Here is a 21048-nt window from a genome sequence, read left to right as displayed (position 1 = left end):
TTCAAAGAATCTCTGGTGCGGACCTTACTCTGTGCGAACGGGATGCGTACGGCTTGTTACCAGACCGGTACTCCGTGGCCGGTCAGCTGATCGACACCGTGCTTCCGTCGGGGAGCACACACGTGTATCCGGCATAGGGCGTGGTTCTGACCGTTCCGCCCTGGGCCGTGCACTCCGGGGACGTGATGGTCGGGGATGCCGCCGCCTGGGCCGTCGCGGCACCGAGGGCGCTCGTACCGGCAAGGGTTGCCGTTGCGAGAGCGAGGCCGAGCAGTCGTCGTATGCGCATGACGCACCACCTCTTCCTCTTCCCAGCATGGGCGCCCGCCGACGGGCCCGCGAGCGGCGGCGGGCCCGTCGCAGGTGCGGGTCGCTAGACCCAGCTGTCCAGCCACATGCGGCCGCGCCAGGAGTCCATCGGGAGGGTCTGGCCCGTGTAGACCGGCCAGAAATAGATGAAGTTCCAGATGATCAGGAGGACCAGTACGCCCGCCGCGATCGCGCCCAGCGCGCGCCTGCGTTCCGTCGAGCCCGACGGGCCCAGCAGGGCGCCGATCATCATCGCCACCGCCAGGCACAGGTACGGGACGAAGACCACCGCGTAGAAGAAGAAGATGGTCCGCTCCTGGTAGTTGAACCAGGGCAGCAGGCCCGCACCCAGCGCGCACGCGATCGCGCCCGCCCGCCAGTCGCGGCGGAAGAACCACCGCCACAGCACGTACAGCAGCGCGAAACAGCCCGCCCACCACAGCAGCGGGGTGCCCAGGGCCAGCACCTCGCGGGCGCACTTGCCCGCCTCCGTCGCCGGGCAGCCGTCCGTCCCCGGGTCGGGGGACTCGTAGAAATAGGAGACGGGCCGGCCCAGGACCAGCCAGCTCCACGGGTTCGACTCGTACGTGTGCCCCGAGGTCAGGCCGACGTGGAACTTGTAGACCTCGGTCTCGTAGTGCCACAGACTGCGCAGCCACTCCGGCAGGAACGACAGCGCACTGCCCTGGTCGTTCTTGGCCGCCCAGTCGCGGAAATAGCCGCCCTTGCCGTTGTCGGGGGAAAGGATCCAGCCGGTCCACGAGGCCAGGTACACCGCGATCGCCACCGGCACCGTCGACAGGAAGCCCGGCAGCGCGTCGCGGCGCAGCATCGCCGCGTACGGAACGCCCGCCCCGGCGGTGCGGCGCGCGGCCGCGTCCCACAGGACGGTCAGCACGCCGAAGAACGCCAGCACGATCAGGCCGTTCCACTTCGTGCCGAACGCCAGGCCCAGACAGACGCCCGCCAGGATCCGGTACGGGCGCCAGCCCAGGCGCAGCGTCTCGGCGACGGTGACGTCCGGACGGGTGCGCCCCTCCTCGTCCACCGGGAGCGCGTCCGCGAGTCTGGCCCGCGCCCGGTCCCGGTCGACGAGTAGCGCCCCGAAGGCGGCCAGCACGAAGAACATGAGGACGAGGTCGAGGAGGGCCGTGCGGCTCATCACCAGGTGCAGGCCGTCCACCGCGAGCAGCGCGCCCGCCAGGCAGCCCAGGAAGGTGGAGCGGAAGAGGCGGCGCCCGATCCGGCACAGCATCAGCACCGACAGCGTGCCGAGCACCGCCGTCATGAACCGCCAGCCGAACGGGGTGAAGCCGAACATCCACTCGCCGAGCCCGATGACCCACTTGCCGACCGGCGGGTGCACGACGTACCCGGGGTCCAGCGGGAGCGCGACCCCGTCGGGGTTGGCGAGGATCGACTTGTCGATGTCCTTGGGCCAGCTCGCCTCGTAGCCCTGCCGGATCGTGGCCCAGGCGTCCTTGGCGTAATACGTCTCGTCGAATATCACCGCCTTCGGGCTGCCCAGGTGCACGAAGCGCAGCACCCCGGCCACCAGCGCCACCAGCACCGGCCCCGCCCACGCCAGCACGCGCTGCCAGGTGCCCGCCGCGGAGAGCGGGACGCCGAGCGCCGTCCACAGCTGCACGGAGGGCCGGGCGTACGGGGGCACCAGGCGGGCACGGACGTCCGGACTCGGGGCGTCCGCGCGCCCGAGGCCCGGGCGCCGGGCGTCGGCGGGCGGCGCGTAGCCGAAGCTGCGCAGGCGGCGCAGCCAGGTGGACGGCTGGTCTACGCGCCCCGCCGGAGGGGCGGGCGGGGCCCCCGCGGGGCTGGGCGGCGGCGTCGCGGTACTGGTCACCGGGTCATCGTAGGGAACGCACCTGTGCGAACCCCAGCGCCGGGGACCGCCGGTGGGTGTGCCGGGTGGGACGGATGGCGTGTTTCCCGGTCGGACGGATGACGTGTGCCGGGTGGGACGGCTGAGAGGATGGTCGGGTGACGACTGACCAGCCCACCGGCTCCGAAACCCCCGCTTCCGCCTCCGCTCCGGCCTCCGCTCCGGCCTCTTCCCCGGAAGGTTCCGCAGGTTCCGCAGGCGCGGCGGGCTCCGCGGGCGTGCTCGTGCTCGCCGGCACCCCGATCGGCGATCTCGCCGATGCCCCGCCGCGGCTCGCGGCCGAGCTGGAGCGGGCCGACGTGGTCGCCGCCGAGGACACCCGGCGGCTGCGCCGGCTGACCCAGGGGCTCGGCGTGCACACCACCGGGCGCGTCGTCTCGTACTTCGAGGGCAACGAATCGGCGCGCACCCCGGAGCTGGTCGAGGCGCTGGAGCAGGGCAAGCGGGTGCTGCTGGTGACCGACGCCGGCATGCCGTCCGTCTCCGACCCCGGCTACCGCCTGGTCGTCGCCGCCGTCGAGAAGGACATCAAGGTCACCGCCGTGCCCGGGCCGTCCGCGGTGCTCACCGCACTCGCCCTGTCGGGGCTGCCGGTGGACCGCTTCTGCTTCGAGGGGTTCCTGCCGCGCAAGGCGGGCGAACGCCTCGGCCGGCTCCGCGAGGTCGAGGGCGAGCGCCGCACGCTCGTCTACTTCGAGGCCCCGCACCGGCTCGACGACGCCCTCGCCGCGATGGCCGAGGTCTTCGGCGCCGACCGGCGGGCCGCGGTGTGCCGCGAGCTGACCAAGACGTACGAGGAGGTCAAGCGCGGCGGGCTCGGCGAGCTGGCGGCCTGGGCCGCCGAGGGCGTACGCGGCGAGATCACCGTCGTCGTGGAGGGCGCACCGGCGGCCCGGCCCGGCGACGTGGACGCCGAGGAGCTGGTGCGCAGGGTGCGCGTGCGCGAGGAGGCCGGGGAGCGGCGAAAAGAAGCCATCGCGGCGGTCGCGGCCGAGGCCGGAGTACCCAAGCGGGAGGTCTTCGACGCGGTCGTGGCGGCAAAGAATGCGGCTCAAAAGGTGCTGTAAGACGGTAAAGAGCTAACCTGAAAAGCAAAGCTCAGACCGCGCACCGGGCGTCTTGGGGCATGAGTCGCCCAAAGACCGTCCAACAGTAGACAGGGCCTGATGCGCTCCCGCCCGAAGAGGCGTCCACTGGCAATGGCACCAGTGGAACAAGAGGAGCTGGCATGAGTGAGATCGCAGACACCTCGGTACCCGTACCCGTACCCGTCCCCGCAGTGGCCGTACCCGTCTCCGTGCCGAAGCCTGGTGTGCACACCGTGCACGAGGCGTACTCCTTCGCGTGCATGAAGTGCGGCTACGTCTGGGAGCAGGGCTACGAGATCGAGCACCACGTCGACGGCAAGGGCCAGCCCTTCATCATCTACACCGTGCAGGGCGAGCGGGTCCCTTCCCCGCTGTCGAACCCGACCTGTCACAACTGTGACGGGCACGTGGTGCGGATCATGCGCGAAGGCCAGGTGTCCTCGGTGCTCGGCACGATCGACAAGCTCTACCACCACCGCATCTCGCCCGGGATCGCCGGCCCGGTGCCGGCCGGCGCGAACGTCCCGCGGGCCCCGAAGCAGCGCAGGACCCCGCAGCGCCACGTCCCCGGACCCGTCCCGGCGGACGAGGCCGGGGAGCGCGGGGGATGGCTCTCCCGGCTGATGAGGCGCCTGCGCCGGTCATGAGGACCCGGTCATGAGGACCCGGTCATAAGATCGGCCCCATGAGCACTGCCGCCAAGGGCGCCTCCAAGGACGCCTCCAAGGACACCCCGCCGCCGCTGCCCGAACCCCTCCGGGTGGCGGTGGCGGACTCCCACACCCACCTGGACATGCAGCGCGGCACCGTCGAGGAGGGCCTCGCCAAGGCCGCCTCGGTCGGCGTGAGCACCGTCGTCCAGGTCGGCTGCGACGTGAAGGGGTCCCGCTGGGCGGCCGAGACCGCCGCCGCGTACGAGAACGTCCACGCGGCCGTGGCCCTTCACCCGAACGAAGCGCCCCGCATCGTGCTCGGGGACCCCGACGGTTGGTCCCGGCAGGGGGCGCGGGCCGGCGGCGGAGAGGCCGCGCTCGACGAGGCGCTGGCCGAGATCGAGGAGCTCGCGAAGCTCGCGCACGTCAAGGCCGTCGGCGAGACCGGGCTGGACCACTTCCGCACCGGACCCGACGGAATGGCCGCACAGGAGCGTTCCTTCCGTGCCCACATCGAGATCGCGAAGCGGCAGGGCAAGGCCCTGGTCATCCACGACCGCGAGGCCCACGCCGACGTCCTGCGCATCCTGCGCGAGGAGGGTGCGCCCGAGCGCACCGTCTTCCACTGCTACTCCGGTGATGCCGAGATGGCGCGCGAGTGCGCCGCCGCCGGGTACTACATGTCGTTCGCCGGGACCGTCACCTTCAAGAACGCCACGCCGCTGCGCGAGGCCCTCGCCGTGGCCCCGCTGGAGCTGGTGCTCGTCGAGACCGACGCCCCGTACCTCACCCCGGCGCCGTACCGCGGGCGGCCCAACGCGCCGTACCTCATTCCGCTGACCGTACGGGCGATGGCGGCGGTGCGGGGGATCGGCGAGGACGCGATGGCGACCGCCCTGGCGGCGAACACGGCCCGCGCCTTCGACTACTGAGGGCCGCTGGGGATGCCCGGCCGCGCGACACGCAGGGTAGCCGCCCGACTTTGGTGAGTGACGGACGTCCGCTAGGGTGCCGTGCCCGAACCGATGGGGCCGGACCAGTGGAGCGAGCGTCGTGAGCGAGAGTCCTTTCACCGGGGTGTACGGGAACGAGGCCGTCGTCCCGGACCCCGAACCCGCCGTGGTGCCCGCCCCGCGCACCGGGGACCGGCGGGCCGCCCGGCGCCGCAAGAGCGCCGAGGCCGCAGCCGCGCCCGCCGCCCCGACCGGACGGCGCCGGGGCGCGCCCGCCGGGGGCACGGACCTCGCGGCGCCCGCCGGCACCGGACCGGGAGGGGGCCCCGGACCCGGCACGGGCCGCCGCCGCAGCCCGGACCCCGGCCCCGGCGCCCCGCCCGCCGGCGCCCCCACCGGGCGGCGGCGCCACAGCGCCCCCGCGGCGGCGGTCGCGGGCCAGGGCAACTGGCGGCGGATCGTCCCGCAGGCCCTCGTCGTCGCCTTCCTGGCCGGCGGCACCACGGCCTTCGTCGCCGCCGACAAGTCCGTACGGCTCACCGTGGACGGAGAGCCCCGGACCCTGCACACCTTCGCCGACGACATCGACGAACTCCTCGCCGCCGAAGGGCTCGGCGTCGGCCCCCACGACCTCGTCGCCCCCGCCCGCACCGAGGCCCTCGACGACGGCGACGAGATCGTCGTCCGCTACGGCCGCCCCCTGCGCCTGACCCTCGACGGACAGAGCCGCCAGGTGTGGACCACCGCCGGCACCATCGAGGGGGCGCTGCGCCAGTTCGGCGTCCGCGTCGAAGGCGCCTACCTCTCCGCCCCGCGCACCGCCCCCGTCCCGCGGGGCGGGCTCACCCTCTCCGTCCGCACCGAGCGCAGCGTCACCTTCATGGCGGACGGCCGCGAGAGCACCATCCGCACCAACGCCGCCACCGTCCAGGAGGCCCTCGGCCAGGCCGGGATCACCCTCCAGGGCCAGGACACCACCTCGGTCCCGCCCGCCTCCTTCCCGCGCGACGGCCAGACCGTCACCGTGCTGCGCATCACCGGCACCCGCGAGGTCCGCGAGGAGCGCGTCCCGTACGAGATCGAAAGGACCGAGGACGACGGCCTGTTCGCCGGCACCGAGGTCGTCGAGCGGGCGGGCCGGCCCGGAGCGCGCCGGGTCACGTACGTGCTGCGCACGGTCAACGGGGTCCGGCAGAAGCCCCGCAAGGTCGTCGAGGAGACCGTCCGCGAGCCCGTCACCCAGCTCGTCAAGGTCGGCACGAGGCCGCTGCCGACCTCCGTGGCCGGAGCCGACGGCCTCGACTGGGCGGCACTGGCCCAGTGCGAGTCCGGCGGCCGCCCCGCCGCCACCGACGCCTCGGGCACGTACGGCGGCCTGTACCAGTTCGACGTCCGCACCTGGCAGAGCCTCGGCGGCTCCGGCCGCCCCCAGGACGCCCCGGGCCAGGAACAGACGTACCGGGCGAAGAAGCTCTACGTACAACGGGGCGCGACCCCGTGGCCCCACTGCGGCCGTAGGCTTTACCGGTGAGCACCGCAGAGCAGCAGCCCGAGAGTACGAGCAGCACGACCTCCGACGCCCTTCTCGGACCGGCAGACATCCGTGAGCTGGCCGCCGTACTCGGCGTACGGCCGACGAAGCAGAAGGGCCAGAACTTCGTCATCGACGCCAATACGGTGCGCCGCATCGTGCGCACCGCCGAGGTGCGGCCCGACGACGTCGTCGTCGAGGTCGGGCCGGGGCTGGGGTCGCTGACGCTCGCGCTGCTGGAGGCCGCCGACCGGGTCACCGCCGTCGAGATCGACGACGTCCTGGCCGCGGCGCTGCCCGCCACCATCGAGGCGCGGATGCCGGGGCGCAAGGACCGCTTCGCGCTGGTGCACTCCGACGCGATGCTGGTGGAGGAGCTGCCCGGGCCGGCGCCGACCGCGCTCGTCGCGAACCTGCCGTACAACGTGGCCGTGCCGGTGCTGCTGACCATGCTGGACCGGTTCCCGACCATCGAGCGCACGCTGGTGATGGTGCAGGCCGAGGTCGCCGACCGGCTGGCCGCCGAGCCGGGCAACAAGGTGTACGGGGTGCCGTCGGTCAAGGCGAACTGGTACGCGCACGTCAAGCGCGCCGGATCCATCGGCCGCAAGGTCTTCTGGCCCGCGCCGAACGTGGACTCGGGCCTGGTCTCGCTGGTGCGGCGGGCCGAGCCGATCAAGACGACCGCCTCGAAGGCGGAGGTCTTCGCCGTCGTGGACGCGGCCTTCGCACAGCGCCGCAAGACGCTGCGCGCCGCGCTGGCCGGCTGGGCCGGTTCGGCGGCGCGCGCCGAGCAGGCGCTGCTCGCCGCCGGGGTGTCCCCGCAGGCGCGCGGGGAGTCCCTGACGGTGGAGGAGTTCGCGGCGATCGCCGAGCACAAGCCCGCGGCCGAGAGGCCCGCGCTGTGAGCATGCCGAAGAGCGTGACCGTACGGGTCCCCGCCAAGGTCAACGTGCAGCTCGCGGTGGGCGCGGCCCGGGCGGACGGGTTCCACGACCTGGCCAACGTCTTCCTCGCGGTGTCGCTGTACGACGAGGTGACGGTCACTGCGGCCGACACCCTCACCGTCACCTGCGCGGGCCCGGACGCGGACCAGGTCCCGCTGGACCGTACGAACCTGGCGGCGCGGGCGGCGGAGATCCTCGCGGCCCGCCACGGTCTGTCCGACGCCGTTCACCTCCACATCGCGAAGAACATCCCGGTGGCCGGCGGCATGGCGGGCGGCAGCGCCGACGGCGCCGGCGCCCTGCTGGCCTGCGACGCCCTGTGGGGCCTGGACACGCCGCGCGCCGAGCTCCTGAAGATGTGCGCGGAACTCGGCAGTGACGTGCCGTTCAGCCTGGTCGGCGGAGCGGCGCTCGGCACCGGGCGCGGGGAACTCCTCACCCCGGTCGAGGCGGGCACCTTCCACTGGGTGTTCGCGGTGGCCGACGGCGGGCTGTCGACGCCGGCGGTGTTCCGCGAGTTCGACCGCCTGGCCGAGGGCCGGACCGTCCCGGTCCCGGAGGCCTCCCCGGCGCTGCTCGCCGCCCTCGCCTCGGGGGACCCGGACGCCCTCGCCGCGACCCTGGCCAACGACCTCCAGCCGGCGGCGCTGTCGCTGCGCCCGCAGCTGGCCGCGACGCTGGAGGCGGGCACCTCCGCCGGAGCCCTGGCCGCGCTGGTCTCCGGCTCCGGCCCGACGACGGCGTTCCTGGTCCGCGACCCGGAATCCGCGCTCAAGGTGGCCGCGGCCCTCGAAGCCTCCGGCACCTGCCGCACGACCCGGATCGCCGGCTCCCCGGCAGCCGGAGCGACAGTCCTTCGCGGGGCCTGACCCGGGGCCAACTGGAGGGCCACAGCGCCACCCTGATCGCCCTCCCGGTCACCGCGCCCGCCGCCATCGGCATGGCTCTGGGGGGCTGGCTCCTGGCGGAGCGCCCGGCATCGGCTCGGAGGGTTAGGCTGAGGGGCTGATCCACACCCTTCCCTGGAGCGCGTCTGATGGCCGTCAATCTGGTCAATGTCGAGGCAGTCGGCAAGGTGTACGGAACCCGTGCCCTGCTCGACGGCATCTCCCTCGGCGTGTCCGAGGGAGACCGGATCGGTGTCGTGGGCCGCAACGGCGACGGCAAGACCACCCTCATCCGCATGCTCGCCAAGCTGGAGGAGCCCGACACCGGCCGGGTCACCCAGAGCGGTGGCCTGCGCATGGGCGTCCTCACCCAGCACGACTCCCTCGACCCCGCGGCGACCATCCGCCACGAGATCATCCGGGACATGGCCGACCACGAGTGGGCCGGCAACTCCAAGATCCGCGACGTGCTCACCGGACTCTTCGGCGGCCTCGACCTCCCCGGCTTCGGCCAGGGCCTCGACACCGTCATCGGGCCGCTCTCCGGCGGCGAGCGCCGCCGCATCGCGCTCGCCCAGCTGCTCATCGCCGACCAGGACATCCTCGTCCTCGACGAGCCCACCAACCACCTCGACGTCGAGGGCATCTCCTGGCTGGCCAAGCACCTCCAGGAGCGCCGCTCCGCGCTCGTCTGCGTCACCCACGACCGCTGGTTCCTCGACCAGGTCTGCACCCGCATGTGGGACGTCCAGCGCGGCTCCGTCTACGAGTACGAGGGCGGCTACAGCGACTACGTGTTCGCCCGCGCCGAGCGCGAGCGCATCGCCGCCACCGAGGAGTCCAAGCGGCAGAACCTGATGCGCAAGGAGCTGGCCTGGCTGCGCCGAGGCGCCCCCGCCCGGACCTCCAAGCCGCGCTACCGCATCGAGGCCGCCAACGAGCTCATCGCCGACGTGCCGCCGCCGCGCGACAAGTCCGAGCTGATGCGCTTCGCCAACGCCCGCCTCGGCAAGACCGTGTTCGACCTGGAGAACGTCAGCGTCCAGGCCGGTCCGAAGGTCCTGCTCAAGCACCTCACCTGGCACCTGGGCCCCGGCGACCGCATCGGCCTCGTCGGCGTCAACGGCGCGGGCAAGACCTCGCTGCTGCGCGCGCTCGCGGAGGCGGCCCGTACGCAGGGCGACGTGCAGCCGGCCGCCGGGTCCGTCAACGTCGGCAAGACGGTCAAGCTGGCCTACCTCTCCCAGGAGGTCGGCGAACTCGACCCGTCCCTGCGGGTCCTGGAGGCCGTACAGCGCGTGCGCGACCGCGTGGACCTCGGCAAGGGCCGCGAGATGACGGCCGGTCAGCTGTGCGAGCAGTTCGGCTTCACCAAGGAGAAGCAGTGGACGCCCGTCGGCGACCTCTCGGGTGGTGAGCGGCGCCGGCTGCAGATCCTGCGGCTGCTGATGGACGAGCCCAACGTGCTCTTCCTCGACGAGCCCACCAACGACCTCGACATCGAGACCCTGACCCAGCTGGAGGACCTCCTCGACGGCTGGCCGGGCTCGATGATCGTCATCTCCCACGACCGGTTCTTCATCGAGCGCACCACCGACACGGTGATGGCCCTGCTGGGCGACGCGAGCCTGCGGATGCTGCCGCGCGGCCTGGACGAGTACCTGGAGCGCCGGCAGCGGATGGTCGAGGCGGCCGCCCCGGCCCCCGCCCCGGCCGCCGCCAAGTCCTCGGCTTCCGGTGACGCCCGCGCGGCGAAGAAGGAGCTCCAGAAGATCGAGCGGCAGCTCAACAAGATGTCGGACCGCGAGACGAACCTGCACGCGCAGATCGCCGAGAACGCCACCGATTTCGACAAGGTCGCCAAGCTCGACGCCGAACTGCGTGAACTCATCGCGGACCGGGACGAATTGGAGATGCGCTGGCTGGAGCTGGCCGAGGAGGCCTAGATTCCGTCGGCCGAAGGCGTCAACTGGCCGGATAACGGCGTTGTCACGGGCCGGTCCTCCCTTGGGAACAGGGGCTGGACCGGCCCGATGTAAGAGCGTTGTCAGTGATAGAAAGGTCATCCCCCTACGCCACCCGACGCCGAAGGTATGCGCTGATGACCGAGCCGCCCCAGCCGCCGAACCAGCCGCCCACACCTCCCGGTTACGGTCACCTGCCCGGCCCGCCGCAGCCCGGGTACGGGTACCCGCAGCAGGGTGAGAACCCGTACGCGCAGCAGCCCCCGACGCAGCCCATGCAGCCGATGCCGCCGATGCCGCACCAGCCCGGGCCGCAGCAGGGCCACTTCCCGCCACCCCCCGGCATGCCCACCGCCGGCATGCACCAGGCCGGTGGCGCGCCGCAGCCGCCGGAGAAGAAGACGGCCGTCGTCATCGCCGCGGCCGTCGCCGGCGTACTCGTCCTCGGCACCGGCGGTTACTTCGCCTTCTTCAACGGCGGGGCCGAGGACCCGAAGAAGCCCGTCGCGCAGAGCTCCGCCCCCACCGACGGCAAGCCCTCCGCCGAAGCGGACAAGGGCGACGGCAGCGGCAACGGCTCCCAGGGGGCCGAGGACCTCAACGCCGGCCGCAAGCAGGGCGAGGGCAAGGTCCTCTGGCTCAAGACCGCCAAGATCGACGGCCCCGGCATGGGCGTGGACTCCACCGGCCAGTGGATCGTCGGCGACACCGTCGTCAAGAGCGTCTGGAAGAACCTCACCGCGTACGGGGTCACCGACGGCAAGGAGAAGTGGACGCTCGCGTTCCCCACTCCCATCTGCTCCGTGACCAAGCAGACCACCGCCGAGTCCAAGACCGTCGTCATGTTCAAGGACGGCGACGGCGACTCCGCGACCTGCAACCAGATGAAGCAGGTCGACCTCAAGGCGGGCAAGGAAGGATGGACGAAGGAGGTCCCCAAGGAGGGCCTCTTCGACATCATGACCAGCCCCACCCTGGGCATCACCGGCGACACCGTCGCCGTCAGCCGCAGCGGCACCGCCAGCGCCTTCAAGGTCAGCACCGGCGACAAGCTCTTCGGCAGCGCCACCGCCGAGGGCTGCAAGCCCGACTCGTACGTGGCGGACAAGGGCAAGATGATCGCCATCTCGACCTGCTACGACGACGACCTCTCCAGCGAGGTCTCCGACGCCGACCCGGTCACCGGCAAGAAGACGTGGACCTTCAAACTGCCGACCAAGTACAAGGTCGGCGCCGTCTACTCGCTGGACCCCCTCGTCCTCGACATCGGCAACGAGGAGAAGAAGGAACGCGCCATCGTGGTCCTCGGACCCGACGGGAAGCAGCGCGCCACCGTCAGCGGCGAGGGCCGCTTCGCCACCGAGTGCACCAACGGCATCTTCCGCTCCGTCGAGGTCTGCTCCACCACCGCCGTGGACGGCAACACCCTCTACATGCCGACCGTCGCCGAGTCCGGCAAGGCCAACGAGATCGTCGCCTTCGACCTGGGCACCGGCAAGGCCAAGTGGCGCACCCCCGCCGGGGACGGCCGCATCCTCACCCCTCTGGGGGCCGCGAACGGGCAGCTCCTCGCCTACCGCAAGGCCGAGTCCGACCAGGGCGGCGAGGTCGTCTCGATCCCGGCCGCCGGCGGTACGCCCACCGCGCTCCTGCGCAACCCGTCAGGAGCCGCCGCTCCGATCGAGAGCTCCTTCTACCACCCGCTGATCGACTACGTGGACGGCCGGTTCTTCATCGGCGTCACCATGCTTTCCGCCAAGGGCACGGACGAGAAGCTCCTGATGGTCTTCGGCAAGTGAACGAGTCCACCGAGCCGCCCACCGAGAGGCAGTAGCAAGCGATGAGTACCCCGCCGCCCCCCCACCAGCCGCCCGCCGGCGGCTTCGGCGCGCCGCAGGAGCCCGCACCCGGGGGCTTCGGAGCGCCGCCTCCGGTGCCGCCCGTGCCGCCGGCCGCCCCGCAGCCGCCGCCGATGCCGCCGACCATGCCGCAGGCCGCCCCGCAGCAGCCGCCCGTACCGCCGACCGCGCCGGCAGCGCCCGTCGTACCCGCACAGGGGCAGCCGGCGTACGGCTATCCCCAGCAGGGGTACGGCTACCCGCAGCAGCAGCCCCCCGCCGGCGCCGGCGCCCCGCCGTCCTACGGCGCGCCCACGGCCCCCATGTACGCGGCCCAGCCCCCGGCCCCGGCCGGCGCGGGCGGCGGCGGCAACGACAAGCGCACCCAGCTGATGATCGTCGGCGCGGCCCTGCTGGCCATCGTCCTGATCATCGCGGGCGGCTTCTGGTACGTCTCCGGCGAGGACGGCGGCAGCGACCAGCAGCCCACCGCGAACGGCACCACCGGCGGCGACAAGCCCGGCCCCGGCACGCCCGGTTCGGAGAAGGCGCCCGCCAACACCAAGTCGAAGCCGCTGTTCAACCAGCCGAGCCCGACTCCGGAAGAGGTCGTCACCGTCGAGGGCTCCTGGCTCACCGACTCGACGTACATCAAGTCGGACGTGGCGAAGGTCGTCGGCTACAACACCGTCGACGGCGCCAAGAAGTGGGAGATCCCGTTCCCGGGCGAGCTCTGCGGCGCCACCAAGCACGTCAGCGACAACAAGACGGCGGTCCTCTTCCGGCCCGCCAAGCCCGCGCCCGAGAACAAGTACCCGGCGTGCACCGAGGTCGGCGTCATCGACCTGAACGCCGGCAAGCTCGTCTGGTCCGGCAACGCCAAGGGCGCCACCACCGGTGACAAGCCCGCCTCCTACTACGAGGTCACGATCAGCGGCCAGACCGTCGCCGCGGGCGGCACCAGCGGCGGCGCCGCCTGGAACCTCGCCGACGGCAAGTCCCTGTGGACGCCCAAGGTCGACGGCGAGGGCTGCTACGACAGCGGCTACGCCGGCGGCGAGGCCCTCGCCGTGATCCGCAAGTGCGGCCGCGGCGACAACCAGACGCTGTACGCGCAGACCCTGGATCCGGCCACCGGGGCGCAGACGTCCTCGTACAAGCTCTCCCCGGGCATCGAGTGGGCGTCCATCGTCTCCACCAAGCCCGTGATCGTCGCCGCCGACGTCGGCAAGACCGCCAAGAACGCCACCGGCGTCAGCGACCTCTTCGTCGTCGACCCCAAGGGCGAGCTGAAGGCGCGCATCTCGCTCGCCTCCGGCAACTTCGGCGGCAAGTGCGGCGGCACCGAGGTCGAGAAGTGCGCCGGCTTCGTGATCGGCAACGGCAAGGTCTACCTGCCCTCGATCGAGCACCAGGGCAAGGCGGAGGCCGGCCGCACCAACGAGCTGGTCTCCTTCGACCTGGAGACCGGCAAGCAGACCACCGACCGCGCCGACGCGGGCGAGCGGTACACCATGTTCCCGCTCCGCATGGACGGGTCGAACATCATTGCGTACAAGGAGCCCCCGTACGACAAGGGCGGCCAGGTCGTCAGCATCGACGGTACGACGATGAAGGAGACCGTCCTCATGGAGAACCCGGCGGAGAAGGTCAGCCGCACCGCCGAGACCGGTTTCTCGCCGGACTACTCCGAATACCGCTACCACAACGGCAAGCTCTTCATCTCCCGGACGACGGCCAGGAAGCCGTACTCCGACAAGGGCGATCCCGAGTACCTGTTCGTCTCCTTCAGCGCCAGCTGATCCCCGGCCGATCCCGGCAGGTTCACCGCAGCGGGCACGAGCCCCCGGAAGGTCCGCCTTCCGGGGGCTTCTGCGCGGTAACCGCCGCGCACCGTCGAACAAGCGTGTAGCTTGCCGGGTCAGAAGGGTCGGGGGTGGGTGCGCGATGGGCGTACGGGTCATGGTGCTCGACGAGCACCGGCTGCTGGCCGAGGCGCTGGCCTCGGCCCTCAAGCTGCGCGGGCACCGGGTGCTGGCCGCGGCCGCCCCTGCCGCGGGCGCCGCCGAGCTGGTCATCAGCCGGGCGCCGGAGGTCTGCCTGCTGGGCACCGCCACGCCCGCCGAGCCGGGGGTCTTCGAGCCGGTCGTCCGCATCAAGCGGGAACGGCCGCAGATCGCCGTGGTCGTCCTCGGCCCGGTGCCGAGCCCCCGCGGGATCGCGGCCGCCTTCGCCGCCGGCGCCTCGGGGTACGTACGCCACGACGAGCGGATCGAAGGGGTGGAGCGGGCGCTGGCCAAGGCCCGGGCGGGGGAGGTCGCGATCTCCCCGCAGCTGCTCCAGGGGGCCTTCGCGGAGCTCCTCGACCCCGCCGCCCAGCCCGACGACGAGGGCAGCCGGCTGCTGCGGCTGCTCACCCCGCGCGAGGTGGAGGTGCTGGTCCGGGTCGCCGAGGGCGAGGACACCCGGCTCATCGCGGCGGGCATGGAGATCGCGCCGAGCACCGCCCGTACGCACGTGCAGCGGGTGCTGATGAAGCTGGGCGTCGGCTCCCGGCTGGAGGCGGCCGCGCTGGCCGCCCGGACCGGTCTGCTGGACCGGGCGGGGCTCCCGTCGGCGGCCGCCGATTTCCCCGTGGGGCCGTAATCCGGTAAGCCAGTGACCGGCACGTGCACGCGCCCGTGTGCATCCCCCCGCGAGAGGCAGTGGACGAGTGAGCGAGACGGCGACTTCCAAGACGGCGGCTTCGGAAACGGCGACTTTCAAATACATGGTCACCGGCGGCGCCGGATACGTCGGCAGCGTCGTCGCGGCGCACCTCCTGGAGGCCGGGCACGAGGTCACCGTCCTCGACGACCTCTCCACCGGCTTCCGCGAGGGAGTCCCGGCGGGCGCCGCCTTCATCGAGGGCCGGATCCAGGACGCCGAGCGGTACCTGGACCCCTCCTACGACGCGGTGCTGCACTTCGCGGCCTCCTCGCAGGTCGGCGAGTCCGTCGCCAACCCGGGCAAGTACTGGGAGAACAACGTCGGCGGCACGCTCGCCCTGCTGGCCGCGATGCGCGGGCACGGGGTGCGCAAGCTGGTGTTCTCCTCCACCGCCGCCACCTACGGAGAGCCCACCGAGGGCCTGCTCACCGAGGACTCGGTCACCAAGCCCACCAACCCGTACGGCGCCTCGAAGCTGGCCGTCGACCACATGATCGCCGGTGAGTGCGCGGCGCACGGCGTCGCGGCGGTCTCGCTGCGCTACTTCAACGTGGCCGGCGCGTACGGGGAGTTCGGCGAGCGGCACGACCCCGAGACGCACCTGATCCCGCTGGTGCTCCAGGTCGCCCTGGGCGAGCGGGCGTCGATCTCGGTGTTCGGCGAGGACTACCCGACCCCGGACGGCACCTGCGTACGCGACTACATCCACGTCGCCGACCTGGCGGAGGCCCACCTGGCCGCGCTGGAGGCCGCCACCGGGGGCGAGCACCTGATCTGCAACCTCGGCAACGGCAACGGCTTCTCGGTCCGCGAGGTCGTCGAGACGGTCCGCAAGGTCACCGGCGCCGAGATCCCCGAGGTCGTCGCCCCGCGCCGGGCCGGCGACCCGGCGGTGCTCGTCGCCTCCGCGCGCACCGCCCACGAGCGGCTCGGCTGGACCCCGGCCCGCTCGGACCTCACCGGCATCATCACGGACGCCTGGAACTTCACGCGCAAGCACCGTTCCTGACGCGCCGCCCCGCCTTCACCCGCGCCCCCCGCACCCGACCGTGCGGGGGGCGCGGTGCGTACGGCGCCGTGCGCACCGCGGCGTGCGCGGGGAGCGCGGTCGGGTGGGGGGCGCCGTGGGCGGGCGCGGTGCGCGGGCGCCCGGCGTGCACACGCCGGGTGAAAAGCCCTCCGTGCAACTGCCCGTGGCACGGGCCTGCCGGAAACCGTCTTCCAGACCGTCTGTAGGGTCGAATTCCGGCCATGAAAAACCCGGTTCGCGCCTGCCCAGCCGGAAATTCGCTCGGAAAACTTCTGCTATTCGGCCAACCGCGAGCCGCCACCCGTTCTACGCTGATGCGTGACACCGGTGGGGGCCGGTGTTCATCAGGGGTCGAGACACGCCGGGTACGGCGTCCGGTCCGGGGTAGTGCAGAGATGTCTCGGCGGCGGCCGCGGCAGCTGCGGATCACCCGGTCCGGGCGCCGTACCCGCAGTCGTCCGTTCCCCGACCCTTGGGGGTTTTGTGGTTCGCATCCGGGTTCTCGTGGTCGACGATCACCGCATCTTCGCCGAATCGCTCGCAGCCGCGCTCGCGGCCGAGCCCGACGTGGACGTGTCCGCGGCCGGCAGCGGCCCCGCCGCGCTGCGCTGCCTCGAACGGGCGGTGGCCGAGGGCCGCCGCTTCGACGTCCTGCTCGTCGACGCCGATCTCGGCGCCGCCGCCGGGGCCGTGCCCGCCCAGCGCGAATCGGGCTCCGGTCCACCGCCCGGCGCGGACGGGATCGCGCTGGTCGCGGGGGTACGGGTGTCCCACCCCGGGGTCCGTACCGTCGTGCTCGCCGAGCGCGACGATCCGCGCCGGGCCGCGCACGCCCTTCAGGCAGGGGCTTCCGGCTGGGTGGCGAAGGACTGCTCGCTCTCGCGGCTGCTGGCCGTCATCCGCGGGGTCCTGCGCGAGGAGACCCACCTCCCGCCGGCGCTGCTGACCGGAGTGCTCCGCGAACTGACCGCCGCGCGCAAGCACCGTACGGACAGCGAGCGGCTCGTCGAGTCCCTCACGCCGCGGGAGCACGAGGTGCTGCGCTGCATGGTGGCGGGGCTGGGCCGCAAGGACGTGGCGGCGCGGCTGTTCCTGTCCCCGCACACCGTCCGTACGCACATGCAGAACGTGCTGGGCAAGCTCGGGGTGCACTCCACGCTCGCGGCGGTGGCACTGGCCCGGCGGGCCGGGGTGCGACCGGCCGACCTAGCCGGGGATGTTGTCGAACGGAGCGGTCAACTGGCGTAGCAGCGCAGCGAGATCACCGCGCTGGGCCTGGGAGAGCTGAGCGAGGATCGCCCTCTCCTGGGCCAGCAGGCCGGCCAGGGCCTGGTCGGCGCGGTCCCGCCCCTCCGGGCTGAGCCGGACCAGCACTCCGCGCCGGTCGTTGGGGTCGGGCAGCCGCTCGACGAGGCCCTTCTTGGCGAGCCGGTCGATGCGGTTGGTCATGGTCCCCGAGGTGACCAGGGTCTGCGTCAGCAGCTGGCCGGGGGAGAGCTGGTAGGGCGCGCCGGCGCGGCGCAGCGACGTCAGGACGTCGAACTCCCAAGGCTCCAGGCCGTGCTCGGAGAAGGCCAGCCTGCGGGCGCGGTCGAGGTGACGGGCGAGCCTGCTGACGCGGCTCAGCACTTCGAGCGGTTCCACGTCGAGGTCAGGGCGCTCCCGCCGCCATGCCGCGACCAATCGGTCGACCTCGTCCTCCATGCGGATCAGTGTAAGGGGTCTGTCGACGTGAAGTCTCTTCAAATCGAGGATCTCGGGGATGGATATCTCGATCTCATGAATCTTGACGCCGAGATATATTCTGAGCGACGATGGGCATGGAGGGTGCCGGAACCGCTTCCGCTTCCGCACGCCCCGCCAGTAGGGAGGCTCGAACATGCATTCCGATACCGCGTCGGCAAGGATCCCCGCACCCACCGCCCACGCCGCGCCCACCTGGGACCCCCAGCAGTACCTCCGGCACGCCGGACACCGAACCCGTCCCTTCCTCGACCTGCTGAACCGGATACCCGAGCTCCCCGCCCGCCCCGCCCGCATCGCCGACCTCGGCTGCGGCCCCGGCAACGTCACCGCGCTCATCGCCGAGCGCTGGCCCGAAGCCGACATCACCGGCTTCGACCTCTCCCAGGAGATGCTCCGCCGCGCCACCGACGAGTACGCGGGCGAGACCTCCGGCGGCGGCCGCCTCGACTTCCGCCACGCCGACCTCGCGAGCTGGCTGCCCGAGGAGCCCTACGACCTGATCGTCTCCAACGCGGCCCTCCAGTGGGTCCCGAGCCACCCCGGCTCCTTCGCCGCCTGGATCAACGGACTGCGCCCCGGCGGTACCTTCGCCTTCCAGATCCCCGCCAACTTCACCGCCCCCAGCCACGCCCTGCTCGCCCGGCTCTGCGAAACCCCGCGCTGGCGGGGCCGCCTGGCCGGCCACGGAGCCCGCTACATACACCTCCTCGAACCCGCCGAGTACCTGGCCCGGTTCATCGAGCTCGGCTGCGCCGTCGACACCTGGGACACCACCTACCACCAGCTGCTCACCGGCCCCGACCCCGTGCTCGACTGGGTCAAGGGAACCGCCCTGCGGCCCGTCCTGACCGCCCTCGGTGACGACCGGGGCGCCGTGGACGCCTTCCTCGCCGAATACCGCGACCTGCTGCGCGAGGCCTACCCGCCCGGGCCGCGCGGCACCGTCTTCCCGTTCCGCCGCATCTTCGCCGTCGCCCGGAAGGAGCTCTGACCGTGCTGAGCGCAGTCGACCACGTCCAACTCGCGGCGCCGCCGGGCTCGGAGGACCGGCTCCGCGCGTACTACACGCACGTCCTCGGCATGGCCGAGGTGCCCAAGCCGCCCGTCCTCGCCGCCCGCGGCGGCTGCTGGTTCGCGGCCGGGCCGGTCCAGCTGCACCTGGGCGTCGAGGAGGACTTCCGGCCCGCCCGCAAGGCGCACCCGGGGCTGCGGGTGACGGGGATAGAGGCGTACGCGCGGAGACTGGCGGAGCGCGGCGCCCGGGTCGTCTGGGACGACGACCTGCCGGGACACCGCCGCTTCTACTCCGAGGACCCCGTGGGCAACCGGATCGAGTTTTTGGAGGAGCGCGGCCCGGAACCCCTCGCCTGAGCTCCACCGGGCCGGCTGTCCGGTCCGGTTCGGTACGACGCGACGGCGCCCCGCCACCGGATCTCCGGTGACGGGGCGCCGTCTCGTGGTGGTGCGCCTCGGTACTGCTCAGCTCTTGCGGTGGCCGACCAGCCGCGGCTTCGACTCCAGCCCGTCCAGCCCGTGCCAGGCCAGGTTCACCAGATGCGCCGCGACCTCGGCCTTCTTCGGCCGGCGCACGTCCAGCCACCACTGCCCGGTCAGCGCGACCATCCCGACCAGCGCCTGCGCGTACAGCGGGGCCAGCTTCGGGTCGAACCCGCGCGCCTTGAACTCCAGCCCCAGGATGTCCTCGACCTGCGTGGCGATGTCACTGATCAGCGAGGCGAACGTACCCGTCGACTGGGCGACCGGCGAGTCCCGGACGAGGATGCGGAAGCCGTCCGTGTACGACTCGATGTAGTCGAGCAGCGCGAACGCCGCCTGCTCCAGCAGCTCGCGCGGATGCCCGGCCGTCAGCGCGCCGGTCACCCCGTCCAGCAGCTGGCGCATCTCCCGGTCCACGACGACCGCGTACAGGCCCTCCTTGCCCCCGAAGTGCTCGTACACCACCGGCTTGGAGACCCCGGCCTTCGCCGCGATCTCCTCCACCGACGTGCCCTCGAAGCCCTTCTCCGCGAACAGGGTGCGGCCGATGTCCAGCAGTTGCTGACGCCGTTCGGCGCCCGTCATCCGGACCCGGCGGCCACGCCGGGGCTTGTCGCTGCTGGAATTACTGCCGTCGATCGCCACGTCCCCCATCATGCCGCGTTCGACGCGTTTTCCCTGCGCCGGGCGTCGAGGCGGTCCTTGGACGGCCAGCGCACGTCCGTCGCCCAGCCCGCCAGCTCGAACCAGCGGATCAGCCGGGCACTGGAGTCGACCTGGCCGCGCAGCACGCCGTGCCGGGCCGACGTCGGGTCCGCGTGGTGCAGGTTGTGCCAGGACTCCCCGCACGAGAGCACCGCCAGCCACCACACGTTGCCCGAGCGGTCCCGCGACTTGAACGGGCGCTTGCCGACCGCGTGGCAGATCGAGTTGATCGACCACGTCACGTGGTGCAGCAGCGCGACCCGTACCAGCGAGCCCCAGAAGAACGCCGTGAACGCGCCCCACCACGACATCGTCACCAGACCGCCGACCAGCGGCGGGATCGCCAGCGACACGATCGTCCACAGGACGAAGTCACGCGAGATCCGCCGGATCGCCGGATCCTTGACCAGGTCCGGGGCGTACTTCTGCTGGTCGGTCTGCTCCTCGTCGAAGAGCCATCCGATGTGCGCCCACCACAGCCCCTTCATCAGCGCCGGGACGGTCTCGCCGAACCGCCACGGCGAATGCGGGTCGCCGTCGTGGTCGGAGAACTTGTGGTGCTTGCGGTGGTCCGCCACCCAGCGCACCAGCGGGCCCTCCACCGCCATCGAACCCATCACGGCCAGCACGATCCGCAGCGGCCGCTTCGCTTTGAAGGAACCGTGCGTGAAGTACCGGTGGAAGCCGATGGTGATCCCGTGGCAGGCCAGGAAGTACATGAACACCATCAGGCCGAGATCCAGCCAGCTCACCCCCCAGCCCCAGACCAGCGGGACCGCCGCCAGCAGCGCCAGGAAGGGAACGACGATGAACAGCAGCAGGGCGATCTGTTCGACGGAGCGCTTGTTCTCGCCTCCGAGGGTCGCGGAGGGCACGGGGGAATCGGAATCGGAGGCCGCCGAGGCGTCCTTGATCAGCTCGGGACTGGTGGTCATGAGGGTCCCCTGGGGGGTGAGGAATCGGCAGGCGCCCCTGGCGCCCACCCTGGCTACGGATCCGTAACCTACGGCAACGTAAGTATGGCAAAGCCGGAGCCCGGGGCAAGGGGAGCACGGCCGGGCCCGAGGCGCTCTCAAGGGCACTCGCAGCAGCCCGCGCGCCGCCTGGTGAGACGTTTAGCGAGGCACGAGGCCCGGACACCTATCCTGGTGTCGTCGGACAGCGCGGTCCGCACGGGCAGCCGAGCTGCGCACCAGGTGGGGGACACCCACCGGGCCCCTCCCAGCGACAGCCGGGGGAGGAGTCCGGGCACACCCCCGCGCATCTCGGAGCCCACCTCCCAGTAGCGCTC

At 72.2% G+C, this 21048-nt stretch carries 19 protein-coding genes; 14 read left to right on the top strand and 5 right to left on the bottom strand.

What is annotated here, in order from left to right; translation table 11 throughout:
• Window positions 1-82: 82 nt before the first annotated feature.
• Both ACIQU4_RS12755 and ACIQU4_RS12750 read right to left on the bottom strand, forming a co-directional pair.
• Window positions 83-289, bottom strand: a complete 207-nt coding sequence (locus ACIQU4_RS12755; RefSeq protein ID WP_403728730.1) for a hypothetical protein — start codon at window positions 287-289, stop codon at window positions 83-85.
• A gap of 84 nt (window positions 290-373) precedes the next feature.
• On the bottom strand, window positions 374-2170 hold the full coding sequence (locus ACIQU4_RS12750) for a dolichyl-phosphate-mannose--protein mannosyltransferase (protein ID WP_403728728.1): 1797 nt from the start codon (window positions 2168-2170) through the stop codon (window positions 374-376).
• Between the two features lie 257 nt (window positions 2171-2427).
• Between ACIQU4_RS12750 and rsmI the strand changes: the two genes are divergently transcribed.
• From rsmI to ACIQU4_RS12690, 12 genes are all read left to right on the top strand, one after another.
• Window positions 2428-3276, top strand: coding sequence for a 16S rRNA (cytidine(1402)-2'-O)-methyltransferase (gene rsmI, locus ACIQU4_RS12745; RefSeq protein WP_403729588.1), 849 nt, complete (start codon window positions 2428-2430; stop codon window positions 3274-3276).
• 161 nt (window positions 3277-3437) lie between these two features.
• Window positions 3438-3944 (top strand): hypothetical protein, encoded by a 507-nt coding sequence (locus tag ACIQU4_RS12740; RefSeq protein ID WP_403728726.1) that lies wholly within the window; start codon window positions 3438-3440, stop codon window positions 3942-3944.
• Between the two features lie 38 nt (window positions 3945-3982).
• Window positions 3983-4882, top strand: a complete 900-nt coding sequence (locus tag ACIQU4_RS12735) for a TatD family hydrolase (protein ID WP_403728724.1) — start codon at window positions 3983-3985, stop codon at window positions 4880-4882.
• A 121-nt stretch (window positions 4883-5003) separates the two neighbouring features.
• Window positions 5004-6434, top strand: coding sequence for a ubiquitin-like domain-containing protein (locus ACIQU4_RS12730; protein ID WP_403728723.1), 1431 nt, complete (start codon window positions 5004-5006; stop codon window positions 6432-6434).
• Window positions 6431-7342: a 16S rRNA (adenine(1518)-N(6)/adenine(1519)-N(6))-dimethyltransferase RsmA gene (rsmA, locus tag ACIQU4_RS12725; protein ID WP_403728721.1), complete on the top strand. Its 912-nt coding sequence runs from the start codon at window positions 6431-6433 to the stop codon at window positions 7340-7342. Before ACIQU4_RS12730 ends, rsmA begins: the two co-directional genes overlap by 4 nt.
• 2 nt (window positions 7343-7344) lie before the next feature.
• A complete protein-coding gene (locus tag ACIQU4_RS12720) occupies window positions 7345-8250 on the top strand; it encodes a 4-(cytidine 5'-diphospho)-2-C-methyl-D-erythritol kinase (protein ID WP_403728719.1) in 906 nt (301 codons plus the stop codon).
• Between the two features lie 167 nt (window positions 8251-8417).
• Entirely contained in the window at window positions 8418-10214 is a 1797-nt protein-coding gene (locus ACIQU4_RS12715) for an ABC-F family ATP-binding cassette domain-containing protein (RefSeq protein WP_403728717.1), read from the top strand.
• Between the two features lie 155 nt (window positions 10215-10369).
• The gene (locus ACIQU4_RS12710) at window positions 10370-12031 is read left to right on the top strand and encodes a PQQ-binding-like beta-propeller repeat protein (RefSeq protein ID WP_403728715.1); all 1662 of its coding nucleotides are present in this window, start codon (window positions 10370-10372) and stop codon (window positions 12029-12031) included.
• 41 nt (window positions 12032-12072) lie between these two features.
• Entirely contained in the window at window positions 12073-13872 is a 1800-nt protein-coding gene (locus tag ACIQU4_RS12705; protein WP_403728713.1) for a PQQ-binding-like beta-propeller repeat protein, read from the top strand.
• Between the two features lie 145 nt (window positions 13873-14017).
• The gene (locus ACIQU4_RS12700) at window positions 14018-14716 is read left to right on the top strand and encodes a response regulator transcription factor (protein ID WP_403728711.1); all 699 of its coding nucleotides are present in this window, start codon (window positions 14018-14020) and stop codon (window positions 14714-14716) included.
• A gap of 124 nt (window positions 14717-14840) precedes the next feature.
• Window positions 14841-15788 carry a UDP-glucose 4-epimerase GalE gene (gene galE / locus ACIQU4_RS12695; protein ID WP_403728709.1) on the top strand — a complete coding sequence of 316 codons (948 nt, stop codon included), beginning with the start codon at window positions 14841-14843 and terminating at the stop codon, window positions 15786-15788.
• A 504-nt stretch (window positions 15789-16292) separates the two neighbouring features.
• Complete coding sequence (locus ACIQU4_RS12690) at window positions 16293-17057, top strand: response regulator transcription factor (protein ID WP_030156558.1); 765 nt, start codon at window positions 16293-16295, stop codon at window positions 17055-17057.
• Here ACIQU4_RS12690 and ACIQU4_RS12685 read toward each other — a convergent pair.
• Window positions 17016-17513, bottom strand: a complete 498-nt coding sequence (locus ACIQU4_RS12685) for a MarR family winged helix-turn-helix transcriptional regulator (protein ID WP_030156556.1) — start codon at window positions 17511-17513, stop codon at window positions 17016-17018. The genes ACIQU4_RS12690 and ACIQU4_RS12685 overlap by 42 nt on opposite strands.
• Before the next feature lie 175 nt (window positions 17514-17688).
• Between ACIQU4_RS12685 and ACIQU4_RS12680 the strand changes: the two genes are divergently transcribed.
• Together ACIQU4_RS12680 and ACIQU4_RS12675 are read left to right on the top strand one after the other, a co-directional pair.
• On the top strand, window positions 17689-18546 hold the full coding sequence (locus tag ACIQU4_RS12680) for a trans-aconitate 2-methyltransferase (protein WP_403728708.1): 858 nt from the start codon (window positions 17689-17691) through the stop codon (window positions 18544-18546).
• A gap of 2 nt (window positions 18547-18548) precedes the next feature.
• Window positions 18549-18926: a VOC family protein gene (locus ACIQU4_RS12675; RefSeq protein ID WP_403728706.1), complete on the top strand. Its 378-nt coding sequence runs from the start codon at window positions 18549-18551 to the stop codon at window positions 18924-18926.
• A 108-nt stretch (window positions 18927-19034) separates the two neighbouring features.
• Here ACIQU4_RS12675 and ACIQU4_RS12670 read toward each other — a convergent pair whose 3' ends face one another.
• Window positions 19035-19706, bottom strand: a complete 672-nt coding sequence (locus ACIQU4_RS12670; protein WP_403729585.1) for a TetR family transcriptional regulator — start codon at window positions 19704-19706, stop codon at window positions 19035-19037.
• The gene (locus ACIQU4_RS12665) at window positions 19706-20692 is read right to left on the bottom strand and encodes an acyl-CoA desaturase (RefSeq protein ID WP_403728704.1); all 987 of its coding nucleotides are present in this window, start codon (window positions 20690-20692) and stop codon (window positions 19706-19708) included. Before ACIQU4_RS12665 ends, ACIQU4_RS12670 begins: the two co-directional genes overlap by 1 nt.
• Window positions 20693-21048 lie beyond the last annotated feature (356 nt).

Origin of the sequence: Streptomyces sp. NPDC090741 (genome assembly GCF_044769045.1) — a bacterium.
GTDB lineage: Bacteria > Actinomycetota > Actinomycetes > Streptomycetales > Streptomycetaceae > Streptomyces.
Note: the sequence above shows the minus strand (reverse complement) of the source record. Positions and strands in the feature narration are given on the sequence as shown.